General features: G+C 67.0%; 19 protein-coding genes. 12 read left to right on the forward strand and 7 right to left on the reverse strand.

Features of this window, described 5'->3' with window-relative positions; genetic code table 11:
* The first annotated feature begins 1 nt into the window (after position 1).
* Together drmB and ACIBQ1_RS08525 are read left to right on the forward strand one after the other, a co-directional pair.
* The gene (drmB, locus tag ACIBQ1_RS08520) at positions 2-1,876 is read left to right on the forward strand and encodes a DrmB family protein (protein ID WP_397275643.1); all 1,875 of its coding nucleotides are present in this window, start codon (positions 2-4) and stop codon (positions 1,874-1,876) included.
* A 35-nt stretch (positions 1,877-1,911) separates the two neighbouring features.
* On the forward strand, positions 1,912-4,005 hold the full coding sequence (locus ACIBQ1_RS08525; protein ID WP_397275645.1) for a UvrD-helicase domain-containing protein: 2,094 nt from the start codon (positions 1,912-1,914) through the stop codon (positions 4,003-4,005).
* On the opposite strand, the gene ACIBQ1_RS08530 is transcribed toward ACIBQ1_RS08525, so the two are convergent.
* On the reverse strand, positions 3,986-5,926 hold the full coding sequence (locus tag ACIBQ1_RS08530; protein ID WP_397275647.1) for a DNA translocase FtsK: 1,941 nt from the start codon (positions 5,924-5,926) through the stop codon (positions 3,986-3,988). The two genes, ACIBQ1_RS08525 and ACIBQ1_RS08530, sit on opposite strands and share 20 nt — an antisense overlap.
* A 111-nt stretch (positions 5,927-6,037) precedes the next feature.
* On the opposite strand from ACIBQ1_RS08530, the gene ACIBQ1_RS08535 reads away from it, so the two are divergent.
* Both ACIBQ1_RS08535 and ACIBQ1_RS08540 read left to right on the forward strand, forming a co-directional pair.
* Positions 6,038-6,511 carry a very short patch repair endonuclease gene (locus tag ACIBQ1_RS08535; RefSeq protein WP_397275649.1) on the forward strand — a complete coding sequence of 158 codons (474 nt, stop codon included), beginning with the start codon at positions 6,038-6,040 and terminating at the stop codon, positions 6,509-6,511.
* Positions 6,512-8,407: 1,896 nt separating this feature from the next.
* Entirely contained in the window at positions 8,408-8,689 is a 282-nt protein-coding gene (locus ACIBQ1_RS08540) for a hypothetical protein (RefSeq protein ID WP_397275651.1), read from the forward strand.
* On the opposite strand, the gene ACIBQ1_RS08545 is transcribed toward ACIBQ1_RS08540, so the two are convergent.
* Complete coding sequence (locus ACIBQ1_RS08545; protein ID WP_397275652.1) at positions 8,670-10,232, reverse strand: ATP-binding protein; 1,563 nt, start codon at positions 10,230-10,232, stop codon at positions 8,670-8,672. The two genes, ACIBQ1_RS08540 and ACIBQ1_RS08545, sit on opposite strands and share 20 nt — an antisense overlap.
* 131 nt (positions 10,233-10,363) lie before the next feature.
* On the opposite strand from ACIBQ1_RS08545, the gene ACIBQ1_RS08550 reads away from it, so the two are divergent.
* The 3 genes from ACIBQ1_RS08550 to ACIBQ1_RS08560 all read left to right on the forward strand — a co-directional run bounded on the left by ACIBQ1_RS08550 (position 10,364) and on the right by ACIBQ1_RS08560 (position 12,704).
* The gene (locus ACIBQ1_RS08550; protein WP_397275653.1) at positions 10,364-11,605 is read left to right on the forward strand and encodes an MFS transporter; all 1,242 of its coding nucleotides are present in this window, start codon (positions 10,364-10,366) and stop codon (positions 11,603-11,605) included.
* A gap of 441 nt (positions 11,606-12,046) precedes the next feature.
* Positions 12,047-12,304, forward strand: coding sequence for a hypothetical protein (locus ACIBQ1_RS08555; RefSeq protein ID WP_397275654.1), 258 nt, complete (start codon positions 12,047-12,049; stop codon positions 12,302-12,304).
* Between the two features lie 97 nt (positions 12,305-12,401).
* On the forward strand, positions 12,402-12,704 hold the full coding sequence (locus ACIBQ1_RS08560; protein ID WP_397275656.1) for a hypothetical protein: 303 nt from the start codon (positions 12,402-12,404) through the stop codon (positions 12,702-12,704).
* 349 nt (positions 12,705-13,053) lie between these two features.
* On the opposite strand, the gene ACIBQ1_RS08565 is transcribed toward ACIBQ1_RS08560, so the two are convergent.
* A complete protein-coding gene (locus tag ACIBQ1_RS08565) occupies positions 13,054-14,616 on the reverse strand; it encodes an ATP-binding protein (RefSeq protein WP_397275657.1) in 1,563 nt (520 codons plus the stop codon).
* Positions 14,617-15,041: 425 nt separating this feature from the next.
* On the opposite strand from ACIBQ1_RS08565, the gene ACIBQ1_RS08570 reads away from it, so the two are divergent.
* The gene (locus ACIBQ1_RS08570) at positions 15,042-17,048 is read left to right on the forward strand and encodes a hypothetical protein (protein ID WP_397275659.1); all 2,007 of its coding nucleotides are present in this window, start codon (positions 15,042-15,044) and stop codon (positions 17,046-17,048) included.
* Positions 17,049-17,213: 165 nt separating this feature from the next.
* A complete protein-coding gene (locus ACIBQ1_RS08575; protein WP_397275661.1) occupies positions 17,214-17,657 on the forward strand; it encodes a YbaB/EbfC family nucleoid-associated protein in 444 nt (147 codons plus the stop codon).
* Here the strand turns inward: ACIBQ1_RS08575 and ACIBQ1_RS08580 are convergent.
* Positions 17,651-18,337 carry a hypothetical protein gene (locus ACIBQ1_RS08580; RefSeq protein WP_397275663.1) on the reverse strand — a complete coding sequence of 229 codons (687 nt, stop codon included), beginning with the start codon at positions 18,335-18,337 and terminating at the stop codon, positions 17,651-17,653. The genes ACIBQ1_RS08575 and ACIBQ1_RS08580 overlap by 7 nt on opposite strands.
* Positions 18,324-18,650, reverse strand: coding sequence for a hypothetical protein (locus ACIBQ1_RS08585; RefSeq protein WP_397275665.1), 327 nt, complete (start codon positions 18,648-18,650; stop codon positions 18,324-18,326). The genes ACIBQ1_RS08580 and ACIBQ1_RS08585 overlap by 14 nt, the downstream gene beginning before the upstream one ends.
* A 251-nt stretch (positions 18,651-18,901) precedes the next feature.
* On the opposite strand from ACIBQ1_RS08585, the gene ACIBQ1_RS08590 reads away from it, so the two are divergent.
* Complete coding sequence (locus ACIBQ1_RS08590; RefSeq protein ID WP_397275666.1) at positions 18,902-19,204, forward strand: hypothetical protein; 303 nt, start codon at positions 18,902-18,904, stop codon at positions 19,202-19,204.
* 88 nt (positions 19,205-19,292) lie between these two features.
* Here ACIBQ1_RS08590 and ACIBQ1_RS08595 read toward each other — a convergent pair whose 3' ends face one another.
* Together ACIBQ1_RS08595 and ACIBQ1_RS08600 are read right to left on the reverse strand one after the other, a co-directional pair.
* The gene (locus ACIBQ1_RS08595) at positions 19,293-20,552 is read right to left on the reverse strand and encodes an MFS transporter (protein WP_397275667.1); all 1,260 of its coding nucleotides are present in this window, start codon (positions 20,550-20,552) and stop codon (positions 19,293-19,295) included.
* Positions 20,549-20,674 (reverse strand): hypothetical protein, encoded by a 126-nt coding sequence (locus tag ACIBQ1_RS08600; RefSeq protein WP_397275669.1) that lies wholly within the window; start codon positions 20,672-20,674, stop codon positions 20,549-20,551. Before ACIBQ1_RS08600 ends, ACIBQ1_RS08595 begins: the two co-directional genes overlap by 4 nt.
* A 172-nt stretch (positions 20,675-20,846) precedes the next feature.
* On the opposite strand from ACIBQ1_RS08600, the gene ACIBQ1_RS08605 reads away from it, so the two are divergent.
* Positions 20,847-22,676, forward strand: coding sequence for an ABC transporter ATP-binding protein (locus ACIBQ1_RS08605; RefSeq protein WP_397275671.1), 1,830 nt, complete (start codon positions 20,847-20,849; stop codon positions 22,674-22,676).
* Positions 22,676-24,508, forward strand: a complete 1,833-nt coding sequence (locus tag ACIBQ1_RS08610; protein WP_397275673.1) for an ABC transporter ATP-binding protein — start codon at positions 22,676-22,678, stop codon at positions 24,506-24,508. Before ACIBQ1_RS08605 ends, ACIBQ1_RS08610 begins: the two co-directional genes overlap by 1 nt.
* Positions 24,509-24,920 lie beyond the last annotated feature (412 nt).

Genomic DNA, 24,920 nt, shown 5'->3' on the forward strand with positions numbered 1-24,920 from the left:
AATGGCACTTCGTGGCGGACGGACCCGGCAGACGGGCCGGAACGGCGAGGCCGAAGCCACCCGCAAACCGCTGGGCGCGGTGCGTCGGGCGCAGGCCATCACCACTTACGGTGTGGGTTCGATGATCGCTATCGAGGATCAGTCGTACATTGTGAGCGGACTGGACAGTTGGAGAGTCGGGAAGGCGGACGTGATCTACGAGCCGCGACTTCAGCACTGGCTTCGGGTCGCCAAGTTCCAACTCCCCCCGGCGGACGAGCCGCCCTCTGGCGATGGGATGAAAGTCCGGCTCTTCCCCGAGATATACTCCTGCGGCACCTGCAAGAAGCTTCAGGAGTTCAAGAGATTCGGCTCGCCCGCGGGCAAGAGCGTCTGTGGCGCGTGCGACAAGCCGCTGACTCCATCACGATTCGTGATCGCCTGCGAGAACGGCCACCTGGACGATTTCCCCTACTTCGAATGGGTCCACAAGAAGAGTGAGCCCAACCGTGGCGTGAACGAGCAGGTCAAACACGAGCTCACGCTGGAGAGCAGCGGTCAGACCGCCTCGCTCCGCTCGGTCGTGATCAAGTGTTCGTGCGGGGTACGGCCAGCGTCGCTGGAAGGCGCCTTCGGCGGCGGTGCGATGTCCGCGCTGGGCATCAAGTGCAAGGGGCGGCGGCCGTGGCTCGGGCGCGATGCCAAGGAGCCCGGGTGCAGCGCGACTCCTCGGACGCTGCAGCGAGGTGCGTCGGCCGCCTGGTTCTCGATCAGTCGGTCCGCGCTCTCGATCCCGCCTTGGTCGCAGGCTCTGCAGCAGCGGTTGAACCCCTACTACGACTGGCTTGCCGGAAAACTGGAACGTAGGCCGGAATCGGAGATCCTCGAAGACATTAAGGAACATCCCCATCTCACGGACGACGGTCGGTTCACGCCAGAAGAAATCCTGGCGGCCGTCCACCGACGTCGGGAGTTGGAGGCCAGTGCCCTGCCCGACTCTGACGAGGCACCCATGTTCGAGTCGGCCAACAAGCTCCGGCACGAAGAATACAACCAGCTCTGCGACGGGACCGGAAGCGTTGCCCGCGACGAGAACTTCGAGTGCGTGCAGGCCCCTGGTGACGGGAGCGCCCTACCATACGGCATCAAGCGCTCCATGCTGGTGAAGCGGCTACGCGAGGTGCGGGCGCTGGAGTCGTTCACCCGAGTCACCATGTCCGACCCAGCGGGCGGCGACACCCGCCGCGCCGCAATGGCCAACGACGCGGTGGACTGGCTACCTGCGATCGAGGTCAGTGGCGAAGGCGTCTTCCTCACCATCGATGAACAGCTCCTGCGAGAGTGGGAACAGCGCCCGGGACCGGTGATGCGCGCTCAGCAGATCTGGCGGAACCACACCGCGATCCTGCGCGAGCGCGCGGAGCGGGCCGGAAGCACGAAGCTCCCTGAAGACATCAAGTCCCCTGTGACGCCGCGATATGTGCTTCTTCATACCCTCGCGCACGTGCTCGTCAACGAATGGAGCCTGGACTGCGGCTACCCGGCCGCGTCGCTGCGTGAACGGCTCTACGTGGACCAAGACATGGCCGGGGTGCTCATCTACACGGCAACAAGCGACTCGGCCGGCTCGCTTGGCGGGGTGGTCGCCCAAGGTGAGCACCGCAGGCTCCACGAAACCCTCGAGTCGGCACTGGCCCGCACCGAGTGGTGCTCACAGGACCCGCCGTGCATGGAGTCCGAGGCCAGCGGTATGGACAGCCTCAACCTGGCCGCCTGCTACGCATGCGTTCTGCTCCCCGAGACCAGCTGCGAGACCAACAACGTCTTTCTGGACCGGGCCATGCTGATCGGTGCCCCGGACGATCCGGCAACCGGCTTTTTCTACGAGGGTGGCTAAAGTCACGTGATCTTCCGAACATGAGGAGGGACGCGGTGCCACGTCTGGGCATCCACCAGGACTTCCTACAGGACCTCATCCGGCTGGAACGCCCTATCCAGCAGAAGGTCGTCGATACGATCACCAAGTTCGAACAGACGGCGCACGCCGGGGCGCATCTGGAGAAGCTCAACGACATCCGCGATGAGCGGTTCAAGAGCATTCGAATCGACCGGAAGTACCGCGGTATCGTCCTGGTCCCGCAGTCGGGTGACAATTTCACATTGCTTCGCGTGGACACTCACGACGAGGCCTATCAGTGGGTACGGCACCGCCGCGTCTCGGTGAATATGGCCACCGGCCACATGGAGATCCGTGACGACGCAATCATCGCCGACACGATTGAGGGACTGACGCGGGCTCCGTCTGAGCCCGCGCATCCGCTGCTCGATCACATCTCCGACGCCGACCTCATCCGGCTCGGCATCGACGACCAGATGCTCAAGTTTGCCCGAATGCTCACCGACGTGGCCATGCTGGAAGCGTTGGACGGCAAGTTGCCGCAGATCCAGTACGATGTGCTTTTCGGCTTGGCCGCCGGCATGTCGCCGGAGGACGTTTGGAACGATGTGGTCGGCTCCGCCGTACCGGGAAAGATCGATCCAGAGGACCTCGTTGCTGCCACCCAGCGGATGCCGCACAAGGTGGCGCTGGTCGAAGGGCCGGACGAGCTGATTGGGTTGTTCGCCAAACCTTTCGCCAGATGGCGGGTCTACCTGCATCCGCTACAGCGGGAGGCGGCATTCCGGTCGTACACGGGCGCAGCTCAGGTGACCGGCGGCCCCGGCACCGGCAAAACCGTGGTTGCGATCCACCGCGCCCGGCACCTGGCCCGAGAAGGCGGCCGGGTGTTGCTGACCACCTTCACAGCGACGCTGGCCCGTTCGCTGGCCGAATCGCTGCGGCTACTGGAGACCGATGACGAGGTACTGTCCCGCATCGACGTTTTGACCGTCGATCAGGTGGCGCGACGGCTGATGGACGAGCACGTCGGGAAGTTCGCGCTCCTCCGCGACGAGGAGGAAAAGGAGATTTGGCGGCGGATCACTCGGCGTCGGAGTCTGGACTTTTCCGAGAGGTTCCTCCGAGAGGAGTGGCGGCAGGTGGTTCTTGCGCAGGGAATCACCTCCTCTGACGGGTACCTGTACACGCGTCGGACCGGGCGAGGACGGCGACTCGGCTCACTGCAGCGAGCCCAGATCTGGCGGGCCATCGCCGAGTTCGAGCAGGAGTTGACCGAGCACAACTACCGTACCTTCGAGACAATCTGCGTCGAGGCGACGCGGGTGCTGGGGGAACTGGACGCCCGGCCGTATGATCACGTGATCGTGGACGAGGCACAGGACCTCCACCCGGTGCGTTGGCGGGTGCTCCGAGCTGTGGTCGCCGAAGGCCTGAATGACCTGTTCATCGCGAGCGACACCCACCAGCGGATCTACGATAACCGCGTCTCCCTCAACTCGATCGGTATCCAGCTCGCCGGCCGCTCCACCAGATTAAAGATCAATTATCGGACCACAGAGGAGATCCTCACGTGGGCCATCGCCATGCTCGCTGGCGAGAAGATCGACGATCTCGATGGGCGGCGAGCGAGCCTGACTGGCTGCCGGTCCGAGGTCCACGGTGCCAAGCCCGAACTGTGCGGCGCGTCGACAAAGAATGGCGAGCTATCGCACCTGGTCGAGACCATTCGGAGCTGGCTCGACGCCGGAGTGCAGCCAGAGGAGATCGGGATTGCGACCCGGTCCGAGACGCTGGGGCAGTCGGCGGTGGAGGTTCTGACTCGCGCCGGCATCAATGCCTCGTACCTCTCCCGGGACCGTGATGGCGTGGATGGCCACATCAGGGTCACGACCATGCACCGGATGAAGGGCTTGGAATTCCGCTGCGTTGCGGTGATCGGCGTAGGCGCCAACCAGTTGCCCGCCGCGAATGCGGTCACACCGCTGGGAGAGGATGCAACCACCCACTGGAACGACCTCCAGCGGGAACGCTGCCTGCTCTTCGTGGCTAGTACCCGCGCGCGCGAGCGCCTCCACATCTCCTGGCACGGCGAGCCGAGCCCGTTCCTCAACCTCGCCAGTGGCTGACGATCGCCGCGATCTCCTCGTCCGAGATCGCGGCGAGTCGGATCTCATATGGCAGGCTGCTCCTGCTCGCAAGGAACAACCCGCTACCCGGACGCAGTGACTCGGCCCCCACGTGCTCAAGGACGCTCAGGCTTTGCTCAGCCGTGGCCACGGTAAGGGCCAAACGGGCCGAGAAGTAGCCCTTGATCCGTCCATTGAGCACCTCTTCGGACGGTGCAGCCGTGCGGGCAACGACATGAAATCCCGCTGCGCGACCTTCCCTGGTCAGCTCGATGATCGCTTCACTGTCGCCGACCTCGGTCAGCTCGTCGATGACTACGATCACGTCCGGATGGGCCAACTCTGTGCCGCCGAGGGCGCCAACTGGGGCAGATGCCCTGGCCTCGCGCACCTCGCGGTTGAACTGCTCTGTGGTACGACAGCGATGTGCGGTCAGATCGGCGTAGCGACACTCAACCTCAGCCAGAGCCCAGTTGAGCGGGTCACCTTTGGCCTGCTCGATCAAGTGAGGCAGGTCTGGGAAGAGATTCGTCCGACCGGTGACTACCAAGCGGAGGCGCATCGGATGGTGACGCATCGCGAGTGAGGCGACGATGCTTCGGAGCGGGTCGAATTGCTCCCCGTTTCCACCGATCAAGAAATGCGGTGATTCGTTCAGCTTCCAGAAAGCAGGTGTCCCGCCCTCGGCGCGGCCGAGGCCCGCCAGCAGCGAGTCGCCGTCGGGTGCTTCGCGGAGGATGTCCCCCAGGCTCAGCAGATCGGGAGACCGGTGGGGCACCTCGACGCCGATTGCCACCACGCCTGGTAGCGGAGAGGTTGACCGCTTCATGGGCACAAGCCGCGTCCCGCTGTTGTTCACCGCCGCGGCTAAATCGCGAGCCAGCGCGAAGACTGCGGCATCCGGTGTAGTGGGGCCAAGCCTGATTTCGAACCGGGTGAGCTGGGGTGTCCGGGCATAGCCCGCAACCCTGGCGTCGATTCGGGCCTTGCGCAGGACCTGATCGATGGCTTTGGCCACGGCGCCGTCGGCGTCGCTGTGCCTGCGTTCGGGCGTGCCAGACTTCAGGAGCCTGACGGGCGGAAGTCGATCAACCTTCCTGGCGGGTTTGGGAGCGGGTGGGCGCATGGCTCGGAGTCGGGCGGTCACCTCGGCGGCCGACTTCGGGCGCTCTTCCGGCTTCTTGGCCAGGAGCTGGAGTATCAGCTCTTCCAGCGTGGACGGAATATCGCCTCGGATGTCGTGCGGAGGTTTCGGTGCCTTGGTGGCGTGCTGGAAGAGAATCTGCCAGACGTTGCCGTGGAAAGGCCGATCGCCGGTGGCCATTTCGTAAAGCACGCATCCCAGCGAATAGAGGTCACTGCGCTCGTCTGGCGCGCCGTCGCTCTGTTCGGGCGCTGCATAGGCCGGAGTACCGGCCTGCATCGTGGCTCGGCCCGTGTCGACGACTCTGGCGATGCCGAAGTCGCAGATCTTCGGTCGGTCGCCGGGCAGGAGCATGACGTTGGCGGGTTTGATGTCGCGGTGGATGACCTTCTTGGCGTGCGCGGCGGTGAGCGCCTCGGCCAGGCGGGCCCCAATGGTGATGACCCGCTCTATCGGAAGGCCGGCCACAGCCGCGGACATGACCTTTGCCAGGTCCTTGCCGCTGAGGAGTTCCATCACGAAGAACAGTCGCCCGTCGTCCTCGTCGGCGTCGTGAACGATGACGATGCCGGGGTGCTGGAGCTGGCCACAGACCTTGGCTTCGGCGCGGAAGCGATTTACTCGTCGCGGATCGGCGTCCACATGGTTGGGAAAGACTTTTACGGCGACCTCGCGGTCCAGGCGCAGATCGAAAGCCTTCCACACCACACCCATGGCGCCCCGGCCGAGCTCCCCGTCCAGCCGATAGCGGCCGGACAGGATGGTCCCCTCCTGCACAGCGTCACCTCCGCCACTTCGCCCGCATTTAGAGCATGGTGATGCCTATCACGAGGAGTGAATCTTCGAAAACTGAAGTCCGCAAAGCACACCACGAGGATCTCGTACGGTATGACTATGACAGTGGAGAGGCCCGCCCGCGCTTCCAGCGAGGGCGTCCGGAAGAGCATGCAGTCGAATCGCGGCAGGGACACCAGGCCCGAGCTCGCTTTGAGGCGTGCCGTCCACGCTCTCGGTCTTCGCTACCGCGTTTGTGTTCGCCCTCTCCCAGCTGTCAGACGCACCGCTGACCTGGTGTTCACCAAGGCCAAGGTGGCCGTCTTCATGGACGGATGTTTCTGGCATGGTTGCCCTGACCATCACACGAAGTCGGCTACCAACGCCGCGTACTGGGCGGACAAGGTTCGTAGGAACAGGGAGCGTGACGCTGAGACCGACCAGCTTCTCGCCGAGGCGGGTTGGACGGTGGTCCGCATCTGGGAGCATGAAGATCCGTTTTCGTCGGCGGGGAAGGTCGCAGAGCGGGTCCGAGCGGCGGCTGTCCGCAAGATCCAATTTGACGACCAGCATCCTTGTCAATGTTAATTTGACGACTTCGGTCGTACGTATGCCCTATGTGTCACTCCTTATTGCCGTCGAGGGATCGCGGACGCGTGCCCGTGCGGGGAAATGGCAGTGCTGGCCGCTGGGCCTAGCGGGGGAGGTCCGCCACGCGATGACCCGGTCTCTAGCTGAACGGTACTTGTGGCGTGGCATCCGATTGGGCAGGGCCGCCTTCGCGGTTCGTCCTCAACCTGTGGCGCATCGGCGCGCATATCCTGCTCCACCTCGAACGCACGGGCGTATCTGACCAAGAGTCGCACAGTGTTGTGATTCGTACGCGAGAAGACTAAATTAAGACATTTATCATCATAGGGCCACAAATGGTGTGGGATGAAAGTTGCCCCTCTTTCATCAGGTTTCCCCCTTGACGGCGTTGATCCCTACTGAATAGAGTCGCTTGTGCGCCATCTCGAAGGCGTCTTCTTTCTTTAGAGGGCGACGGTTGGGTAGCGCGCCCTGTGTTGCGGTCGGCGGTGTGCCGTGGCTATTGGCGCCCGCGTGTTCATTGGCTTGTTCGGCGATGCCCTGGCGCGTTCATGCCGTCATTCTTGAAATGGCGCTTAGACGTCGGGGCGTGTTGGGTGAAGTGAGGCGGGGTGTGCTCCGTCGTGCGGCAGGTGGGCAGTCGTGTGATCCACGATCTCCTGTCGCGAGTGACGTGCTCCACGTCTCTTCCGCCCTACGCTGGAGGCCGTGACATTCGATAGGTCTTTGCAGAAGTGTTTTCGGGGATCCTTGCTCGGTTGTGTCTCGAAAGGCTCGCAAATGATCACATCGGGGCCCAAGGTCGTCGATGACCCGTCAGCCGATTTCCGCATCGGAATTCGCGCCATCCGGGGCGATGTCTCGAAAAATATTGGTCGTGTCGCTATTCGGGGCGGCAGGACGGAGTCGTCGTTCGAGTAGTACTGACCCAGTCAAAATTATCGGCCGCCCCTGGTCGACGCGGAGTTTGCAGGTGATATGAGCCTGTCCGCCCTTCCCCGTAGTCTCGGTGCCGGGTAGGAAAGGGCATGGCCTGGCTTCGTCGAGGTCGAACCCTCTCGTGCGTACGCCGACAGATAGGCCTGCCACTCCGCCTCCGTACAGACGATCGTGTCGGGCCGCGACGCGCTCCGCCCCATCGTCGAGTGATGCCAGCCTCCACGCAGCTATCTCGGCCTGGCGTTCGCCAGAGATTCTGGTTCGGCGTCCGCGGTGCGACGGGCCTGCTGGTCGTGCATCCTGATTAGCCACCTGGACACCCAGCGTGTCGAGATGGCCAAATCGGCATCGTTCTCAACGATCACCGCAAAGGAACGTGGACGCTTTGGGAGATCATCCTCAGACGCCCAGATGAGGCTGCGAGACGTTGCTCTATCAGCCCCGCAGCCTTGCCAAGACACCGGCGAAGGGCCCAACCCCAGCGCGTCGAGACCCTTCATCATCGCGTGACGGTGACGCGGTCACTTCGAACACGCCAAAACAGCGCCAACAAAACAGGTCACCACCATCCATCCCCTTCTATCGAGAGAGCCCATATGTCTCCAGAACGCGCCGTCCTGATCGCTCTGGCTGTTGTGGCCGCGATCAGCATCGCAACCGCTCTCCTCCTCGCGGACGGCGCCACGTGGCCGGCCGCCCTCCTCGGCGGGCTTACCTCCGGTGGTGTAACCCTCTGGGGGTTGCTCGGTTGGCTCAGCCGACGCGCGTAGTCGATGGCACGGCGAAGGGTCCGAACTCGCAGTACATCAGGTTCGGGCCCTTCCCCGCCCCAGGTGAGGATCTGCGGCCGTGTGCCTCTGGCCCTGCGGATCCTGCTGGCGCTCCTACCAAGGGCGAGAGCGTATGGGCTGCGGCGTGGCCGTTCTGGAGTCAGGACCGCGGCGATCATCCTGGATGTCCCGGCTGCGGGCGCTGCAGGTGGCGTTGAGCGGGCTGGTGACCAAGTACGAGTGGGACCATCTACGGCGGCTGGCAGGGGAGGGGCCTGTGCCTGCCCGGTTCAGGCAGAACAGGAAGCTGCAGATGGAGCTCGAACGGCTCGACGCCAGCGCAAGGGCCGTCGCGCTGGCGTGCGCGGGTGCGACGAAGGCGGACCCGGGGCTTATCAACATCGCAGAAATCGTTTCTGCGTGGGGGCTCGGGACGGGGTTGCCCTTCACGCCCGCAGAACGGTGACCTGTCGCCCCGCCGGGGTGTGGTCTTGGTCGAACTGGACGCGTTCGTCCATCGGCGACGCCTCGGGACGGCGATCGAAGATCACCAGGTAGCCGGTGTCGAGATCAAGCCGGTCCAGATAGCGGTCGAGTTGCGTGAGCCCCTCGGCCAGTGGATCCCGCTGACCGGGTCGCCACACTTTGAGCTCCATGGCCTCCCGCTGCACCTGCTGCTCGCCGTACGGCCAGCGCAGGTAGACGTCCAGGCGGCCGGTGCCTGCCGCGTACTCCCTGTCGAGGAAGCCGCCGCCGTTGACGATCCGGTGCAGGTAGGCCATGAGGATGATCTGGCATGCGGCCTCGTGGTAGGCGGTACCACGGACCAGCGTCTCGCCGTGCTGCTTCCAGAAGGCGGTGAACTCACGCAACAGTTTGAGCAGGTCCAGGCGGCCGTCGGGGAGGACGAAAGACCGCGAATCATCCCGGATGATGGCTTCCGCACGGCTACCCATCACGCGCAGGATGACCTCGCGGTAGATGGGGTTGGCGATTTCGAGCACGCGTCCTCGGGCTGCCAGGCCGAGATCACGCACGTAGGAGAAGTCGTCCTCGAAGGTTTCGTCGACGTGGACCAGCGTGCCTGCGAGCGCCGGTTCGAGCACTCGCTTGACCCGGGGTTCGTGCAGCTTGGCGACGAGAGAATCCAGGTGGGTGGCGCGGGCGCGGATGAGTCGCTCTTTGGCCTGCTCGATGTGCCCGGCAGTGATCGGCTCCTCTGGAGGAACCCGCATTTTACGGGTGACCTGGTAAGCCAGCGCGTTGATCAGCCAAGGTTGTCCGCGGGTGAATTCGAAGGCCGCGGTGAGGGCTTCCTTGGTGAACTCCTGCCCGGTCTCCGCGGTGTGCTGGCCGTACAGCTCCCTGACGTCCTCAGGAGTGAAGTCACCCAGGCGAAGCGACCTGACCGCGATGTTGAAGGGGCTGATCGCGCCGAGCCGGGAGGGGTCGCCGCCTGAGGCGATCTTGTAGTCCCGCACGTCCCTCAGCCCGCACAACACCACGGAATTGGGGAACGGAACGCCTCTGGGACGATCGTTGTGGCCGATGCGCAGTTGCCGCAGGACCGCGATCAGGCTCTCCCCGTACAGCGCGTCGATCTCGTCGATGAGCAACACGAGCGGGAGCTCGCACTGGGCTGCCCACGCCTGGAGAGCGGCGCCCAGCCGTCCACCCGGAGCGGCCTCAGGCCAGGGGGTGGGCGCCGAGTTGTTGCTCCATCGGAGCTGGTCCAGCAGGATCAGCTCCGCGGCCTCGTAGTCGTCGCCCGCCACGGAGGCCGTCTCGCAGGACATCATCACCGCCACGGCGGCACGTTCCTTGGTGAGCTCATGCTCCAGGGAATGCAGCAGGGTCGTCTTGCCCGACTGGCGCGGAGCGTGGATCACGAAGAAGCGATCCAGGTCGATCAACTCGCGCGCCTGCGGCAGCCGGGGCTGCGATGGCAGCACGTAGTGGAGCCGGGGGTCGCACGGTCCGGTGGTGTTGAAGTACCTGGGCCTGGTCACCGTCACAGTGTGGCATCAAGCGGTGACAGATTCGATCGGGTTGGCTCACAGAGCCAGGTCTCACGCTGCCCGCCCCATTGCCCACGTCTTCACTGACATTTGATGTCAGTGAAGACGTGGAGACTGTGCGCATGCCCGTTCAGATCCACCATCGCACGACCATGCGCCTGCTCATCGCTGCGGCCTTCACCACCGCGCTCGGCAACAATATTCAGCTCATCACCGGGGCGCTGCTGCTGGCCAGGGAACAGCAGACTATGATGGCCGTGGGCTGGTTGTTCATCGCCGTCGCGCTGCCGCAGGCCGTCCTGTCCCCGTACCTGGGGCGGCTCGCGGACCGCCTGGACCGTCGTGTCCTGTGGGTCGCCTGCGACACGGTGAGCGCCGTCGTCGCCCTCGGCCTGCCGCTGTGGCTGGCTGCGGGCGGTGCCGCCGAAGTCGGCATCTATGCCGCGAACTTTGCGCTCGCCCTGGTCAGCGCGATTTTTGTGCCGGCGAGTGCGGCTCTGATCAAGGAACGAGTTCCCGGCGGTGATGTCCTGCGCCGGTTCAACGGCCGCTATGAGATGGCCACCCAGGCCGGCATGCTGCTGTCCGCCACTGTCGGCGGGCTCGCCGTCCAGATCTTCGGCGCCGTCCCCTTGCTCGTCTTCAACGCGGGCACCTTCGCCGTTTCGGCCCTGTGCGTGACCGCCATCGGCGGTGCCGGAGTTGTCGTCGGCCGCGCCTCCGAGCCGGTGGAGGTCGCAGGCCCGGAGCATCTCCCGCTTCCGATGGGCAGCCTGATCCTTCTGTACGCGCAGGGCAGTGTCGTGGTCACCGTTTTCAACGCCCTCCTGCCCATGTACGTCTTGGTCGAGCTCAATCGCGGGGCGGGCACCTTCGGGGCCATCGACGCCCTGGGCAGCCTCGGCTTCCTGGCCGCCGCTGCCGGGTATCGGCTGTTCGCCCAGCGGTACTCTGATCTGCGCATCGCCGTGGTGGGCTTCCTCGCGTGCAGCCTGCTCATCGTCGCTCAGGGACAACTGGGCATCACCGGACTGGCCGTGCTGGTCCCCATCGGTGCGTTCGTCTTCGGCCAGGCGAGGATCTCGTCACGGAATTTGCTGATGGCCCATGCTGGTCGCGCGGATATCGGCCGGGTCTTTGGTCTTGCCAACGGCGGCGGGCTCGCCGCGACCATCACCGTCATGCTGCTCGTGGCCACCGTCACCGATCACACCAGCGTGGGGGTCGGCTTCGCCACCCTCGGCGCATTCGCGCTTCTGTCCACAATCTGGGCATTGGCGCTCCAGCGACGTGCCGTCAGGATCGCCGAAGCACCTGCATCACCAGCCGTGCAGACCGAAGATGACAGCGCCGCGCTCCGATAGCCGATCAGCTTGCCGAATCCGGCTTACGCCCGACGGGCGCAGCAACGGCTCCAGTACCGCCCGCCCATTGCGCATCCGTCAGATCCGCCCGCCCCCGCCATCGAGAAGGCGCGGGCGAGGTCTCCGCGTTTGATGGTCTTCTTGGTCGTTGTCTTATCTACCGGAGACCTTGTGCCGATCGTCGACGTGGCGCGCGGCCTTTTCAGATCCGTCGCTTTGACCACGTTTTCGCTGGCCGGGGCTGTTCGGTGGTCTGCGCCCCAGGAGTTCGATTCTCCTCCCGGGGAGAAGGAATCTAGGCACCGGTATGAAAGAACCACTGCCTGCCCACGAGCACCCATCGGCACATTGGCCAACTGTCCGTCACTGAGCACTCACGCAGTGGGACCATGGGCGAAGTGAAGTCCGGGGATTCTCCCTCTGCCGTAAAGGTAGGAACACATGGACGTGGAAGCATGCCTTCTCGACCTGATGTCGCGGGTGCGGGCACTCGAAGCGGGCGCGCCCATCAGTGACGCCATCAAGACCACGATGGCCGGCATCGCCCAACAGGTGAAGGCCGACATCACCGAGTTCCGGGCCGAGCTCAGACAAGATCTCGCAGCTCTCGGTGACGAGGTGGCAGGGCTTCGGCGGCACCTGAACGAGCACCTCAGCACCGCCCGACCCGAGATCCTGCACCAGCCCGGCTCTCTCTAGCCCGAGCCGAGCGATCGCTGGACGACGAAGGGCTCAGCCGAAGCCGCCAGTATGCGCGCGGCGGCTCATGCTGAGCCCAGCGTTTTAGGACACTCCCATGAGGCTGGCCGGCAACACTGGGGCGATGGCAGCGGAAGGGCAACTGCAGCGCAAGCCCGGGGAGCAGATGCTGATCTCCAGGCAGTCCGGACGCCTCGCAAGGATCGCCGTGGAGGCTGATCCGCTTGTTGGACAGCGCTTCGCGATACTGGCGTTCCACAGCGCCGCCGATCCGCTCCTCGCCGATCACCTTGCGCACAGCTCGGCGATCCTGCGTACGAGCCGCCCGCGAAACAGGAAAATGGGCTCTGCGAAAAGGGAAAACCGGGCCTCTGGGTCGGCTCGTCATCGCGAAGGATGACCGCACGCACCTTCGTGCGCATCCGGCCACGACCAGTGATCATCGACGAGGTCCAGCGGGACGACGATCCCCCGATCTGGCCACCAAGCAGGTGGTCGACGAGGACTGGTCTCCAGGCCAGGCCGTACTATCCGGATCGACTCGTTCCCTCAGCTGGTCGTCGCCCATGTCGCCGATGGTCTCGGGCTCGACGTCGCGACCGTACGCACGTATCTGACCTACCTGGAAACCGTGTTCCTGATCGCGCTCCCTGTTTCTCGTCCGTTCCGCCTGCGAAAACAGGATGGAGTTCTCTCGTGGGATGGTTCGCTTTGGTCGACAAACACCCCTTGGCCGAGGACTGACACCTTCACGCCCGCAGAACGGTGACCTGCCGTCCCGCCGGGGTGCGGTCTTGGTCGAACTGGACGCGTTCGTCCATCGGTGACACCTCGGGACGGCGATCGAAGATCACCAGGTAGCCGGTGTCGAGATCAAGCCGGTCCAGATAGCGGTCGAGTTGCGCGAGCCCCTCGGCCAGCGGATCCCGCTGATCGGGCCGCCACACTTTGAGCTCCATGGCCTCCCGCTGCACCTGCTGCTCGCCGTACGGCCAGCGCAGGTAGACGTCCAGGCGGCCGGTGCCTGCCGCGTACTCCCTGTCGAGGAAGCCGCCGCCGTTGACGATCCGGTGCAGGTAGGCCATGAGGATGATCTGGCATGCGGCCTCGTGGTAGGCGGCGCCACGGACCAGGATCTCGCCGTGCTGCTTCCAGAAGGCGGTGAACTCACGCAACAGCTTGAGCAGGTCCAGGCGGCCGTCGGGGAGGACGAAAGACCGCGAATCGGCCTGGATGACGGCTTCCACAGCGCGACCCAGCACACGCAGGATGACCTCGCGGTAGATGGGGTTGGCAATGTTGAGCGAGGGCCCTTGGGCTACCAAGCCGAGGTCACGCACGTAGGAGAAGTCGTCCTCGAAGGTTTCGTCGACGTGGACCAGCGTGCCTGCGAGCGCCGGTTCGAGCACTCGCTTGACCCGGGGTTCGTGCAGCTTGGCGACGAGAGAATCCAGGTGGGTGGCGCGGGCGCGGATGAGTCGCTCTTTGGCCTGCTCCATGTGCCCGGCAGTGATCGGCTCCTCTGGAGGAACCCGCATTTTACGGGTGACCTGGTAAGCCAGCGCGTTGATCAGCCAAGGTTGTCCGCGGGTGAATTCGAAGGCCGCGGTGAGGGCTTCCTTGGTGAACTCCTGCCCGGTCTCCGCGGTGTGCTGGCCATACAGCTCCCTGACGTCCTCAGGAGTGAAGTCACCCAGGCGAAACGACTCGACCGCGATGTTGAAGGGGCTGACCGCGCCGAGCCGGGAGGGGTCGCCACCTGAGGCGATCTTGTAGTCCCGCACGTCCCGCAGCCCGCACAGCACCACGGAGTTGGGGAACGGAACGCCTTCCGGGCGACTGTTGTGGCCGCTGCGTAGTTGTCGAAGGACTGACATCAGGGTCCTCCCGCTCAGCGCGTCGATCTCGTCGATGAGCAACACGAGCGGGACCTTGCACTGGGCTGCCCACGCCCGGAGGGCGGCGGCCAGCCGTGCACCCGGGGCTGCCTCGGGCCAGGGGTCAGGCGCTGCGTCGGTCTTTGACCGGAACTCGTCCAGCAGGATCAGCTCCGCGGCCTCGTAGTCGTCGCCCGGAGTGGAGGCCGCCTCGCAGGAGATCGTCACCGCCACGGCAGCGCCTTCTTCGGTGAGCTCACGCTGCAGGGAATGCAGCATGGTCGTCTTACCCGACTGACGCGGAGCATGGATCACGAAGTAGCGATCCAGGTCGATCAACTCGCGCGCCTCCGGCAACCGGGGCTGCGACGGCAACACATAGTGGAGTCGTGGGTCGCACGGTCCGGTGGTGTTGAAGTACCTGGGCCTGGTCACCGTCACAGTGTGGCATCAAGCGGTGACAGATTCGATCGGGTTGGCTCACAGAGCCAGGTCTCACGCTGCCCGCCCCATTGCCCAACCTCGCGCGCCGTTCTGGACTATGACGCCGCTATGGCGGCGGCGGGCGATGCTGCTCCGGGGACATCAGCGTTTGATGGCAGACGCATGGGAGAGCGTGCGCCGGGGTTTCCGCGACGTGTTCGCGATACCGGCGTTCCACAGCGTCGCCGATCCGCTCCTCGCCGATCACCTCGCGCACAGCCGCTGGTGCAGGTCGCGTTCGACTACGTGCGTGACTGCCGGCGCAGATGATCATTCTCCTGGCAGGGCGCGCACAGCGGGTCGATGGTCCATCATGGAGAGTCATCGGCCCACGCGGCTTCGCGCCCCGAGGGCAGCCGGAACCACGGTGGGGAATCATGAGGACCTTTTTCGAGCCGGACCAGGAAGAGGAGTTCGAGGCGGCCAAGGATCTGCTGATCCGCCGCTGCCTGGACTGGGCCGACGGCCGCGGCCTGGCTGCCGACGGCCTGGTGCTGACTGCGGCCTTGGACTCCCGCCATCGCAGCAGAGACGGACGGCTGGGCTTCTGGGATGCCGCACAGGTGCGGCGGTTCCTGCTGGAGTGGATCCCCCGGTACGTCGCCGCGCCTCGGGAGGACCTCGATGCCGCCCCGCAAAGCCTGATCACGCTGCTGCGTTACCTCGATGCGACCGGCATCCGCGACCCGCGCGGCGCCACGACGGCCGAGTTGGAGGAGGCCGTGGCCGAGGCCGTGAAGGAATATCCGGCGGCCTTGGCGGACCCGTACCGCCAAGGGCTGGCGAGGTTCTGGGCGCAGGTGGCCATCGACAACGGTGTCGACCCGGGCGACCACAAGGCCCTGACGAAGTTTCAGCGCGATGTCGACGCCGGGCGGGTGGCGTACGACGCGGACGTGCTCGACAAGGTGGCGGAGGCCCGTTTTCTCGGACTCGGGCCCGACGAGGAACGGGCGTTCCCGCAGCCGCCCATCGTCCTGCCGTCCGCGCCGGAGATCGCCGCCGCCGCGGCGCGAAGCGAGATCGTACGGAGGCTGGCGGCACTGGCCGACTGGGCCGGAGCGGAGGGCAGGCCGCTGACCGGCGCCGGAAACCTCCGCGTGGCCGACGCCCGCGAGCTGGCCGAGCTTCTCGGCACCGGCGAGCAGGACCTCAAGGTTCGCAGCGCCACGCACATGCCCAAGCTGCACCTCCTCGTCGAATGGGCGAAGGCCGCCCGCCTGGTCCGCGTGAGCAAAGGCCGCCTCCTGCGGGTGGCCAAGGCCGCGCCTCTGCTGCGTGATCCGGAACGGTTGTGGTCGCGGGCCTTTGAGGTCTTCTTCGACCTCGGCCCGGTGATCGGCGCCTCCGCCTCGGGGTGGGACATCGAGTCGCCGCTGGTGGAGGTCTTCGACGAGGTGATGGCGGACGTGCTGAACAGCGTGTACGGCCTCACCGGCCAGGTCCCCGTGGCCCGCCTCCAGGAGACGGTCTGGCTGGCCTGCCGCGAATACCTGATGCTGGGCGACGGGACGCACGACCTGCGGCGGAGGAAGGTCGACGACGACCTGGTCGCGGCGCTGGAGGCCCTGGCCGAGCTCGGCGCGGTGGAGCTGAGCCACGGCGTCGCCGAGGCCCTCTACCTCAGTGACCTGGGCGATGACGACGAAGAACAGCCCTTGCCGCCCGAAGCGCGGACCCGGTTGCGTGCCGTCCTCTCCGAGCCGGGTCTGCTCGTGAGCCTGACACCGCTCGGCATGCGGGGTGTGCGCGAGCGGATGCTCGCCGAGGGCCGGGACGCACCGCTGGTGGGAGAGCTCGTGGAGGCCGCGCCGGGCGGGCTGCTCGGCGTGCTCGCGGAGCACTACCCGCCGGAGGAGGCCGCGACGGAGCTGGCGGGCTGGCTCGCCGCACACGGCGGGGACGTCGAGCCGTTGCTGGACGCCATGCGGGCCTGCCCGTTCCGCACCCGCGCGTCCGCCATGCTCGCCACCCTGGTGGAAGCCCATCCCGACGGCCGGTCGCTCCTCGCGCGCCTGCGCGGGGACCGCGTGCTCGGGCCCATCGCCATCACCCTGCTGCACGATGCCGGAGCCGTGGGACCCGATGATCTGTCCTCCTCCGAGCAGCTCCTGCTCATGACCGAAGGCCTGCTCAACCTGCTGGAGCTGGCCGGTCCGGAGGAGGTCGTGACGCAGCTCGGCCAGATGGCGGGCAGGGAGGCGCCACAGATCATCGAGGCGGTGACGCAATCCGGTCATCCCGCCACGGTCGGCATGGACGAGCTACGCAGGCTCGTGGCCGAGCCGTTGCGTGCCCGTTCCCACACGCTTCGGTTTGTGGAGGGACCTCGGCCGGGGGCGCGCGGCCGCCGTTCCGGTCACGGCAAGAAGCGCAGGCGCTGATCTCAGGATCAAGACGCTGTCTGGACCGTTGCCCGCCACCGCGAGGGAGCGGAGGAAGACCCGGATCGCCCCGCCCGGGGGTCGGGGGATGATCGCTGGGAAACCGCTGCGAAACGGACTTGTGCTATGACCGTCCGGAAGAACGTACATGGACGGAGAACGCACGTGGACGACCCGCTCGGAAACTTCGCGAACATCGACGTCGAGGCGTTCCTGCGGGATTCCGGGAGGCGGGTGGCCGATTTCGAGGCGGCGCAGAAGGAGGTCGCGGCGGCGGTCGGGCGGGCGACGGCCGCCGACGGTCTCATCGCGGTCGAGTGCACCGCGCAGGGCGGTGTGAGCCGGCTGGACATCGATCCGAGGGCGAAGCGGATGAGCGTGCAGGAGATGTCCGCGGCGATCCTCGCGGCCATCCATGACGCCGACGCCGATCTTCAGCGCCGGCTGTCGGAGATCATGACGGGCACGTTCGGCGGCGGGCTGGACCCCGCCATGGGCGATCCGGACACCGCCCGGGCGAAGATGGCCGAGGCGCAGCAGGCCTTCGACCGGATGATGGGCGATGCGATGGGCGAGCTGGACCGCATGCGCAGGAAGCTCGGTTACTGAGCGTCCTGGGGGCGGCCCGCCGCGTACTGCGGCTTGAGGCCGTCCGTGAGGCTGCGTTCGGTCATCCAGGCGGCCCCGTACTTCAGGGCCAGGCCGAGGACGGTCTTGATCGTGAAGTTCCGCAGCTCGATGACCCGCCGCTCGGCGGTCATCGCGTGCGACAGCGCCTCCCACTTGAGGAACAACCGTCCGGGTCCGACCAGTGCGGCCCTGGCCAGGGTGACCATCGCCAGGCTCGCGAGGCCCAGGTGGAGGTAGATGTACAGCGTCCAGAGGTTGGCCAGCACTCTGAGCAGCCACGAGAGGCTGTGGGCCGAGTCGGCCGCGGTGTCGGACTCCATGGCGTAGCCGGTCATCTTCTGCCCGTAGAGCTCCCGCTCCGCTGCCTGCCAGCTGGCCGTGGACACGCTGTCGTGCTGCTCCTGCGCCGTCGCGCCCGCGGCGTAGACGCCGTTCCCGAAGGCGCTCCAGCCGTCCGCGGCTCTGTGCAGCACCTGCGGGTCGGCCGGCACCGACAGCCCGTACGAGACCACCACGCGCTCGAACGCGGGAAAGATCAGGGAGGCGAACGCGTACATGCCGAGCGTGGAGTACTGGATTTTCTTGAGGTCGCCGCCCTCGTCACCCGGCTGGAACGGGTCCGGGGTGCCGCCGGGGACGGGGATCTTAAAGCCGGACATTGGCCTCGCTCCAGTTCTCGGCGGTCTGGATGTTGTCGGCGACCGTGTGCAGTTGGTCCCGATGGCCGTGCAGGGCTTCGATCGTGTTGTTGACCGTGTTCTCCGCGTAGCCGACGATCTTGTCGTGCTCGTTGGTCAGGGGCCATCCGAGCACGCCCATGGCCCACGGCCCCAGGCGCATGTTCGAGGGGAAGTCGCCGGCCTGGTCCAGGTGCGACACGGGGGAGGTGCCTGTGACGTCGTCGACGAGAGCGTCGCCCAGCGCTCTGATCGCCGATTGCCGGTGGACACGTGCTGCCTCGCCTTGGCTCAAAACTACTCCAAGTACGTGATCCATAACTTGGATGCACATACTAGCGATATCTGGATCACTCGGCCGCTGGGCCCTGCGACGGCGGATATTCGAGCGTCTGCTGTCCGGGGATGGCCAGTGCGTGGACCGGTCTGGACGGGTGCGTCCGGGCCTCTGTTGGACACCTGGCGACGGCGGCTTCGCTGAGCCTCACCCCCGAGGACCTGACGGTCCTCACCCACGGGGGACGAGCCAGAACAGGAGTCCGAACCATGTCAGTCAACATCAGGAAGCCCCTCACCCTGCTGACCACCCTCGCGGCCGTCAGCGCCACCCTGCTCACCGCGGCCCCGGCGAGCGCCGCCGTCGGCGAGCGCGGCCGTCTGGCGTCCGAGTGCGGCCTCCACCGGGACGGCGACGCGGCCATGTACAAGAACTGCACCGGTGCCGGCGAGAACATCTTCGTGACCTACCTGCTGGGCGGAAACACCTATTTCTGCGTGCCGGCGGGAGTGTCGAGGTACGTCGGCAGGTGGAGCAACGTGTTCAGGGCGTACAACCGGGGCGGCTGCTGACCGCTCCCATGAAACGGGGCCGCGGGCAGCCCGCCCGCGGCCCCGTTGCGGGCCGCCTTGGGCGGTGCCGGAGCGGCCGTAGGCGCCGTCATCCGGCCTGGAACGCGGCGCTGGGCGTGCGGATACCGCGGCGGAACAGGGCGGGCAGGCACAGGACCGTGCCGAGCGCGCCGATCCACACCGCCGACTCCAGCCCGCCGAGCGCGGTGGCGGCGGAGGCGAGCAGGGAGCCGATCGCCACCGCGCCCCACAACAGGAAGCGCTGCACGGAGGCCACGCGGCCGAGGAGTTCGGGCGGGGTCTGGGTCTGGCGGAGGGTCACCGAGGTGGGGTTGAACGCGCCCTCGCCCGCGCAGTGCACGATGCTGCCGATGACCAGGCCGGCGGCTCCGAGGCTCCCGTGCGCCCCCAGTACGGGCATGGCCACGATCCCCAGCACCGACACGGTGGCGGCGAGCATGAGCGCCCGCGAACTGCCCAGACGCCTGATGAGGAAGGCCGAGGCGAGGTTGCCGATCGGATAGCCGGCCGCGGCGGCGCCCACCACGACCCCGATCCACTGCGGCGACAGCCCCAGGACGTTGCGGCAGTACAGGACCAGGCTGGTCTCGACCATGGAGAGGAACAGGACGTAAAGGGTGCCGCAGGAGAAGACCGGCTCCAGGACCGGATGCCGGAGCACGAACCTGAGCCCGGCCGCGACGTCCCGCCGCATCCAGCCCCGCTCCCGCGCGGTGACGGCGGGCGGCGGCTCGCGGTGCCGGATCGCGATCAGCGTCACGAGCGAGGCGGCGAAGCTGAGGGTGTTGGCGAGGATCGCGCCGGCCACGCCGACCAGCCCGATGACCGGCCCCGCGGCCATCGGCCCGACCGCCTTGGCGGTCGACTCCGACAGCGCCAGGCGGGTGTTGCCGGTGTGCAGTTCGCCCGGGTCCCGGAAGAGGCCGGGCAGGTACGAGGTGTAGGCGACCTGGAAGAACACCACCGCGCAACCGCTCACCAGCACCAGCGCGAACAGCAGGGGGAAGCTGAGCACGCCGGTGGCCGCCGAGACCCAGATCGCCCCGAAAGCGATCACCTGCACGCCGTCACAGACGAGCATGACGACGCGGCGAGGCAGCCGGTCCACGATGGCACCGGCCGGCAGGCCGAGCGGCAGGAACGGCAGGAACAGCGCGAACGGCAGCAGCGCGGCCTGGGCCGGAGTCGCGCCCAGCACCGTCACCGCGAGCAGCGGCAGCGCCAGCGTCATGAACTGGTCCCCGAACAGCGACAACGACTGCCCGGCCCACAGCAGCCCGAAGTCGCGGCGGACCGTACGGCTCGCCGTCTGCGGCAAGGAGGTCATGCCTGCCGCCAGAAGTCACGCAGCAGCGACTGCACGGTCTCCGCCTCCTCGACATGGCCGAACGAGCCGCTGCGCCGGCCGCCGCGGATCCCGTACGCCTGACCAGGGGGATGTTCGATCATGGCGTTCATCTTGGCCTGGTCGGGAGGCGGGACGACGGCGGATATCGGACCTCTCATTTCGGGCGCCCGCGCGCCGACCGGGCGCGGCGAAAACCGATGGGAAACTGTCGGTGGTCGGTGATAGAAACCAGGTTCGATACTCGCGCGCTCGTGCCCGGGGGAGGGCCTGCCAGTGACCACCAGCAACTCGGAGTTCTCCGTCTCCGGCCCGAGCTACAACCGGCGCGGCCCGGTGCGCTGGCTCTGGTCCCATCTTCGCCGGCATCCGGCGCACCTGATCGGGTTCCTCGGCGGGTCGCTGATCATGGTGGTGCTCAACGCCATGGTGCCGCAGTTCACCGGCGACGCCTTCGACGCCGTGCTGGGGCAGCGGGGCGAGCCGCTGGACGCGCTCGGGTTCATCGCGCTGGCGCTGCTGGCGATCGTGCTGGCCCGGGGGCTGTTCGACCTGGTGGCCAGGCTGTCGAGCGAGGTGCTGGCCAAGCGGCTCGAACGGGACGCGCGCGACGAGCTCTACGTGAGCCTGCTCGGCAAGAGCCAGACCTTCCACAACCGGCAGCGGGTCGGCGATCTGATGGCCAGGGCCGCCAACGACATCCGGCAGCTCTCCATCATGATCACGCCCGGGGTCGACCTGATCGTGGACTCGGGGCTCACCGGGCTGGTGCCCATCTTCTTCATCGGGGCGATCGATCCTCGGCTGCTGCTGGCGCCCGGGTTGTTCGCCGTCGTGTTCGCGCTCGCGCTCTGGCACTACATGCGGCAGCTCAACCCGGTGGCGACGCGCATGCGTGAGCAGTTCGGCGACCTCAACGCCGGGCTCAACCAGGCCGTGCGCGGCATCGAGGTGATCAAGGTGACCGCGCAGGAGGCGCAGGAGCGGCGGCGCTTCCGCGCCGACGCGCGGCTCTACCGCGACCTCTTCGTCCGCAACGGGCTGGTCCAGGCCCGCTACCTGCCCACCCTGCTGTTCTCCTTCGCCATGGCCGGGGCGCTGTGGCACGCCCTCCATCTCCAGGGCATCGGGGCGATCACCCTCGGCGAGGTGGTGGCGTTCATGGGGCTCATGGGCATGCTCGGGTTCCCCACGCAGATGTCGATCTTCACGTTCTCGCTGATCCAGATCGGCATCGTGTCCTCGCGCCGGATCCTGAGCGTCATCACCTCCGACAGCGAGATCGAGCAGCGGGCCGACGGGCACGCCGCGCCGATCAGCGGCGAGATCGTCTTCGAGGACGTGACGTTCGGCTATGAGGACGACGAGGACCCGGCGGTGCGCGGGGTGACGTTCACCGTGCGGCCGGGGGAGACGGTGGCGATCGTCGGCGAGACCGGGTCGGGCAAGAGCACGCTGACCAAGCTGGTGCCGCGGATCTACGACGTCACGTCCGGGCGGATCCTCGTCGACGGCGTGGACGTGCGCGACTGGGACCTCGACTCGCTGCGGTCCCAGATCTCCACCATCGAGCAGGACATCGTGCTGTTCTCCCGGTCCGTGTCCGAGAACATCGCCTTCAGCCTGGGGCAGCGGGCCGATCACGAGGCCGTGGTGCGGGCGGCGGAGGACGCCCAGGCCGCCGAGTTCATCGCCGAGCTGGACGACGGCTACGAGACCGTGATCGGGGAGCGCGGGGTCACGCTCTCCGGCGGGCAGCGGCAGCGGCTGGCCATCGCGCGGGCCCTGCTGACCGATCCGGCGATCCTCGTGCTCGACGACTCGACCAGCGCCATCGACTCCGCCACCGAGGACCGGATCCAGCAGGCGATCGGGCGCATCCTCGACGGGCGCACCACGCTGCTGATCACCCACCGGCTCTCGCAGATCCGGTGGGCGGACAAGGTGCTGCTGCTCAGGCGCGGCGAGGTGGTCGACTTCGGCACCCACGACGAGCTGATCGCGCGCAGCCGGCTCTACCGCCGGATCTTCGCGCACTACGACGAGGTCGAGCTGGACGCGGCCGAGGACGCGGTCCTGGCCGCGGAGCGCGGAGGGGTGCGCTGATGGGCTTCATCATGGACGGCCTCGACGCCGAGGACTACGACCGCACCTACGGCGACCGTGCCCTGCTGCGCCGGATCCTGTCGTACTTCCGGCCCAAGCTGGGGTCGATGATCCTGGTCGCCACCATGATCGTGCTGCTGTCCGCGAGCCAGGCGGCCGTTCCCGCGCTGGGCAGCCTGGCCGTCGACGCGATCGCCGGCGGCACCATCGGCTCGGTGGGGTGGCAGCTCACGGCGGGGATCCTGGTCGCCGGGGTGTTCTCGTGGGTGTTCAACTTCATCCGGCAGAAGTTCAGCGCGCAGGTCACCGGCGACGTGGTGCTCCGGCTGCGCGAGGACGCGTTCGACGCGGTGCTGGAACGCGACCTGTCCTTCTACGACGAGACCCCGTCCGGGAAGATCGTCAGCCGGGTGACGTCCGACACCGACGACTTCGCCACCGTGTCCACGCTGACGATGGACCTGATCAGCCAGGTGCTGATGGTCGGCTTCGTCACGGTCCTGCTGTTCGTGCGCAGCGTCGAGCTGGCCCTGCTGACGCTGCTGGTGGTGCCGATCGTGGTGGGTCTGGCGCTGATGTTCCGGCGGCTGGCCAGGGCCGGCACGCGCCGGGCGCAGCGCTCGCTCGGCCGGGTCAACGCCAACCTGCAGGAGACCATGGGCGGCATCGCGGTCGCGAAGAACTTCCGCCAGGAGCAGCAGGTCTACGACGAGTTCCGGCCCATCAACCGGCAGAGCTACCAGGTGACGCTCCGCCAGGGGTTCGTCTTCTCCACCATCTTCCCCGTGCTCTTCCTGGTGGCCGGGCTCGCGTCGGTGGGCCTGGTCCAGTTGGGCGGCGTTCAGGTGCTCGACGGCGGGCTGTCCGCGGGCGACTGGTACCTGTTCCTGCAGGGCGTGTCGCTGTTCTGGTTCCCGCTGACGTCCATCGCCGCGTTCTGGTCCCAGTTCCAGCAGGGGCTGTCGGCGTCCGAGCGGGTCTTCGCCCTGATCGACGCCCCGCCGCGGGTGGTGCAGAGCGCCGCCGAGCCGCCCGGCAGGCTGGCCGGGCGCATCGAGTTCCAGGGCGTCACCTTCGGGTACGACGCCGCCAGCCCCGTGCTGCGCGACTTCGACCTGCGCATCGAGGCCGGGGAGACCGTGGCGCTCGTCGGCCACACCGGGGCCGGCAAGTCGACGCTCAGCAAGCTGATCACCCGGTTCTACGAGTTCCAGGAGGGCCGCCTGCTGATCGACGGGCGCGACATCCGCACCCTTGAGCTGGGCGCCTACCGCAGCCAGATCGGCGCCGTTCCGCAGGCCCCGTTCCTGTTCAGCGGCACGGTCGCCGACAACATCCGCTACCCGAGGCCGGAGGCGGGCGACGACGAGGTGCGCGCGGCGGCGGCCGCGGTGGGCGGCGGCGACTGGATCGAGGCCCTGCCCCACGGGCTGGAGACGGACGTGGGCGAGCACGGGCGGGCGCTGTCGATGGGCCAGCGCCAGCTCGTCGCGCTGGCCCGGCTGCTGATCCAGGATCCGGCGATCGTGGTCCTCGACGAGGCCACGGCCAGCGTCGACCCGCTGACCGAGGCCCAGATCCAGGAGGGGCTCGATCTGGTGCTGGCCGGGCGGACCTCGATCGTCATCGCGCACCGGCTCTCGACGATCGAGCACGTCGACCGCATCATCGTGCTGGACCACGGGCGGATCGTGGAGGAGGGCGACCACGCTTCGCTGCTGGCCCGGGGCGGGCGTTACTGCGAGGTCTACAACACCTACTTCCGCCACCAGTCACCCCACTACCGTGCCGGCACCGGCTTCGTCTCCGTGGCGGGTGGCGGAGCCGGCTGACCGCCCGGCCCGGCCGCGCGGCCACGGCTCCCTTCTTCCTCGCCGTCACCCGGGCGGCCTTACGCAACGACAACGACACCCCGCCGACCAGGGAAAGACCGCCGCCACCGCCACAACCACCATGAGGAGCGCTCCCGAGCCCGTGCCCTCACTGGCGGCTATCCGCCGAGTCCTGGCCCGGCTGTTCATCCCCGTCGCCAACGCCATCGAGCACGTCCTGGCCTGGTCAGCCTTCCGCCGCCACCAAGCCCGCGCCCGGCTCAGCCATTACCGCCGACAGCGGAGATCCACCACCTCAAGATCTGTGAATGTAGTACAGGGAGGGGCATTTGTTATGTTTCCTCGTGGACAGGGCTGATGCGCTCGGTAACTCTCACAAGCTCACCCCCGATGAGCAACCGATCGGTCTGCG

It is taken from the genome of Nonomuraea sp. NPDC050153, assembly GCF_044460125.1.
Classification (GTDB): Bacteria; Actinomycetota; Actinomycetes; order Streptosporangiales; family Streptosporangiaceae; genus Nonomuraea.

What these genes read in the sequence shown, in the direction of transcription:
- ACIBQ1_RS08600 (WP_397275669.1), bottom strand. Translation starts at nt 20,674, where the DNA reads ATGATCGAACATCCCCCTGGTCAGGCGTACGGGATCCGCGGCGGCCGG.
- ACIBQ1_RS08610 (WP_397275673.1), top strand. Translation starts at nt 22,676, where the DNA reads ATGGGCTTCATCATGGACGGCCTCGACGCCGAGGACTACGACCGCACC.
- ACIBQ1_RS08550 (WP_397275653.1), top strand. Translation starts at nt 10,364, where the DNA reads ATGCCCGTTCAGATCCACCATCGCACGACCATGCGCCTGCTCATCGCT.
- drmB (WP_397275643.1), top strand. Translation starts at nt 2, where the DNA reads ATGGCACTTCGTGGCGGACGGACCCGGCAGACGGGCCGGAACGGCGAG.
- ACIBQ1_RS08570 (WP_397275659.1), top strand. Translation starts at nt 15,042, where the DNA reads ATGAGGACCTTTTTCGAGCCGGACCAGGAAGAGGAGTTCGAGGCGGCC.
- ACIBQ1_RS08535 (WP_397275649.1), top strand. Translation starts at nt 6,038, where the DNA reads ATGACTATGACAGTGGAGAGGCCCGCCCGCGCTTCCAGCGAGGGCGTC.
- ACIBQ1_RS08580 (WP_397275663.1), bottom strand. Translation starts at nt 18,337, where the DNA reads ATGTCCGGCTTTAAGATCCCCGTCCCCGGCGGCACCCCGGACCCGTTC.
- ACIBQ1_RS08595 (WP_397275667.1), bottom strand. Translation starts at nt 20,552, where the DNA reads ATGACCTCCTTGCCGCAGACGGCGAGCCGTACGGTCCGCCGCGACTTC.
- ACIBQ1_RS08560 (WP_397275656.1), top strand. Translation starts at nt 12,402, where the DNA reads ATGAGGCTGGCCGGCAACACTGGGGCGATGGCAGCGGAAGGGCAACTG.
- ACIBQ1_RS08590 (WP_397275666.1), top strand. Translation starts at nt 18,902, where the DNA reads ATGTCAGTCAACATCAGGAAGCCCCTCACCCTGCTGACCACCCTCGCG.
- ACIBQ1_RS08540 (WP_397275651.1), top strand. Translation starts at nt 8,408, where the DNA reads ATGTCCCGGCTGCGGGCGCTGCAGGTGGCGTTGAGCGGGCTGGTGACC.
- ACIBQ1_RS08555 (WP_397275654.1), top strand. Translation starts at nt 12,047, where the DNA reads ATGGACGTGGAAGCATGCCTTCTCGACCTGATGTCGCGGGTGCGGGCA.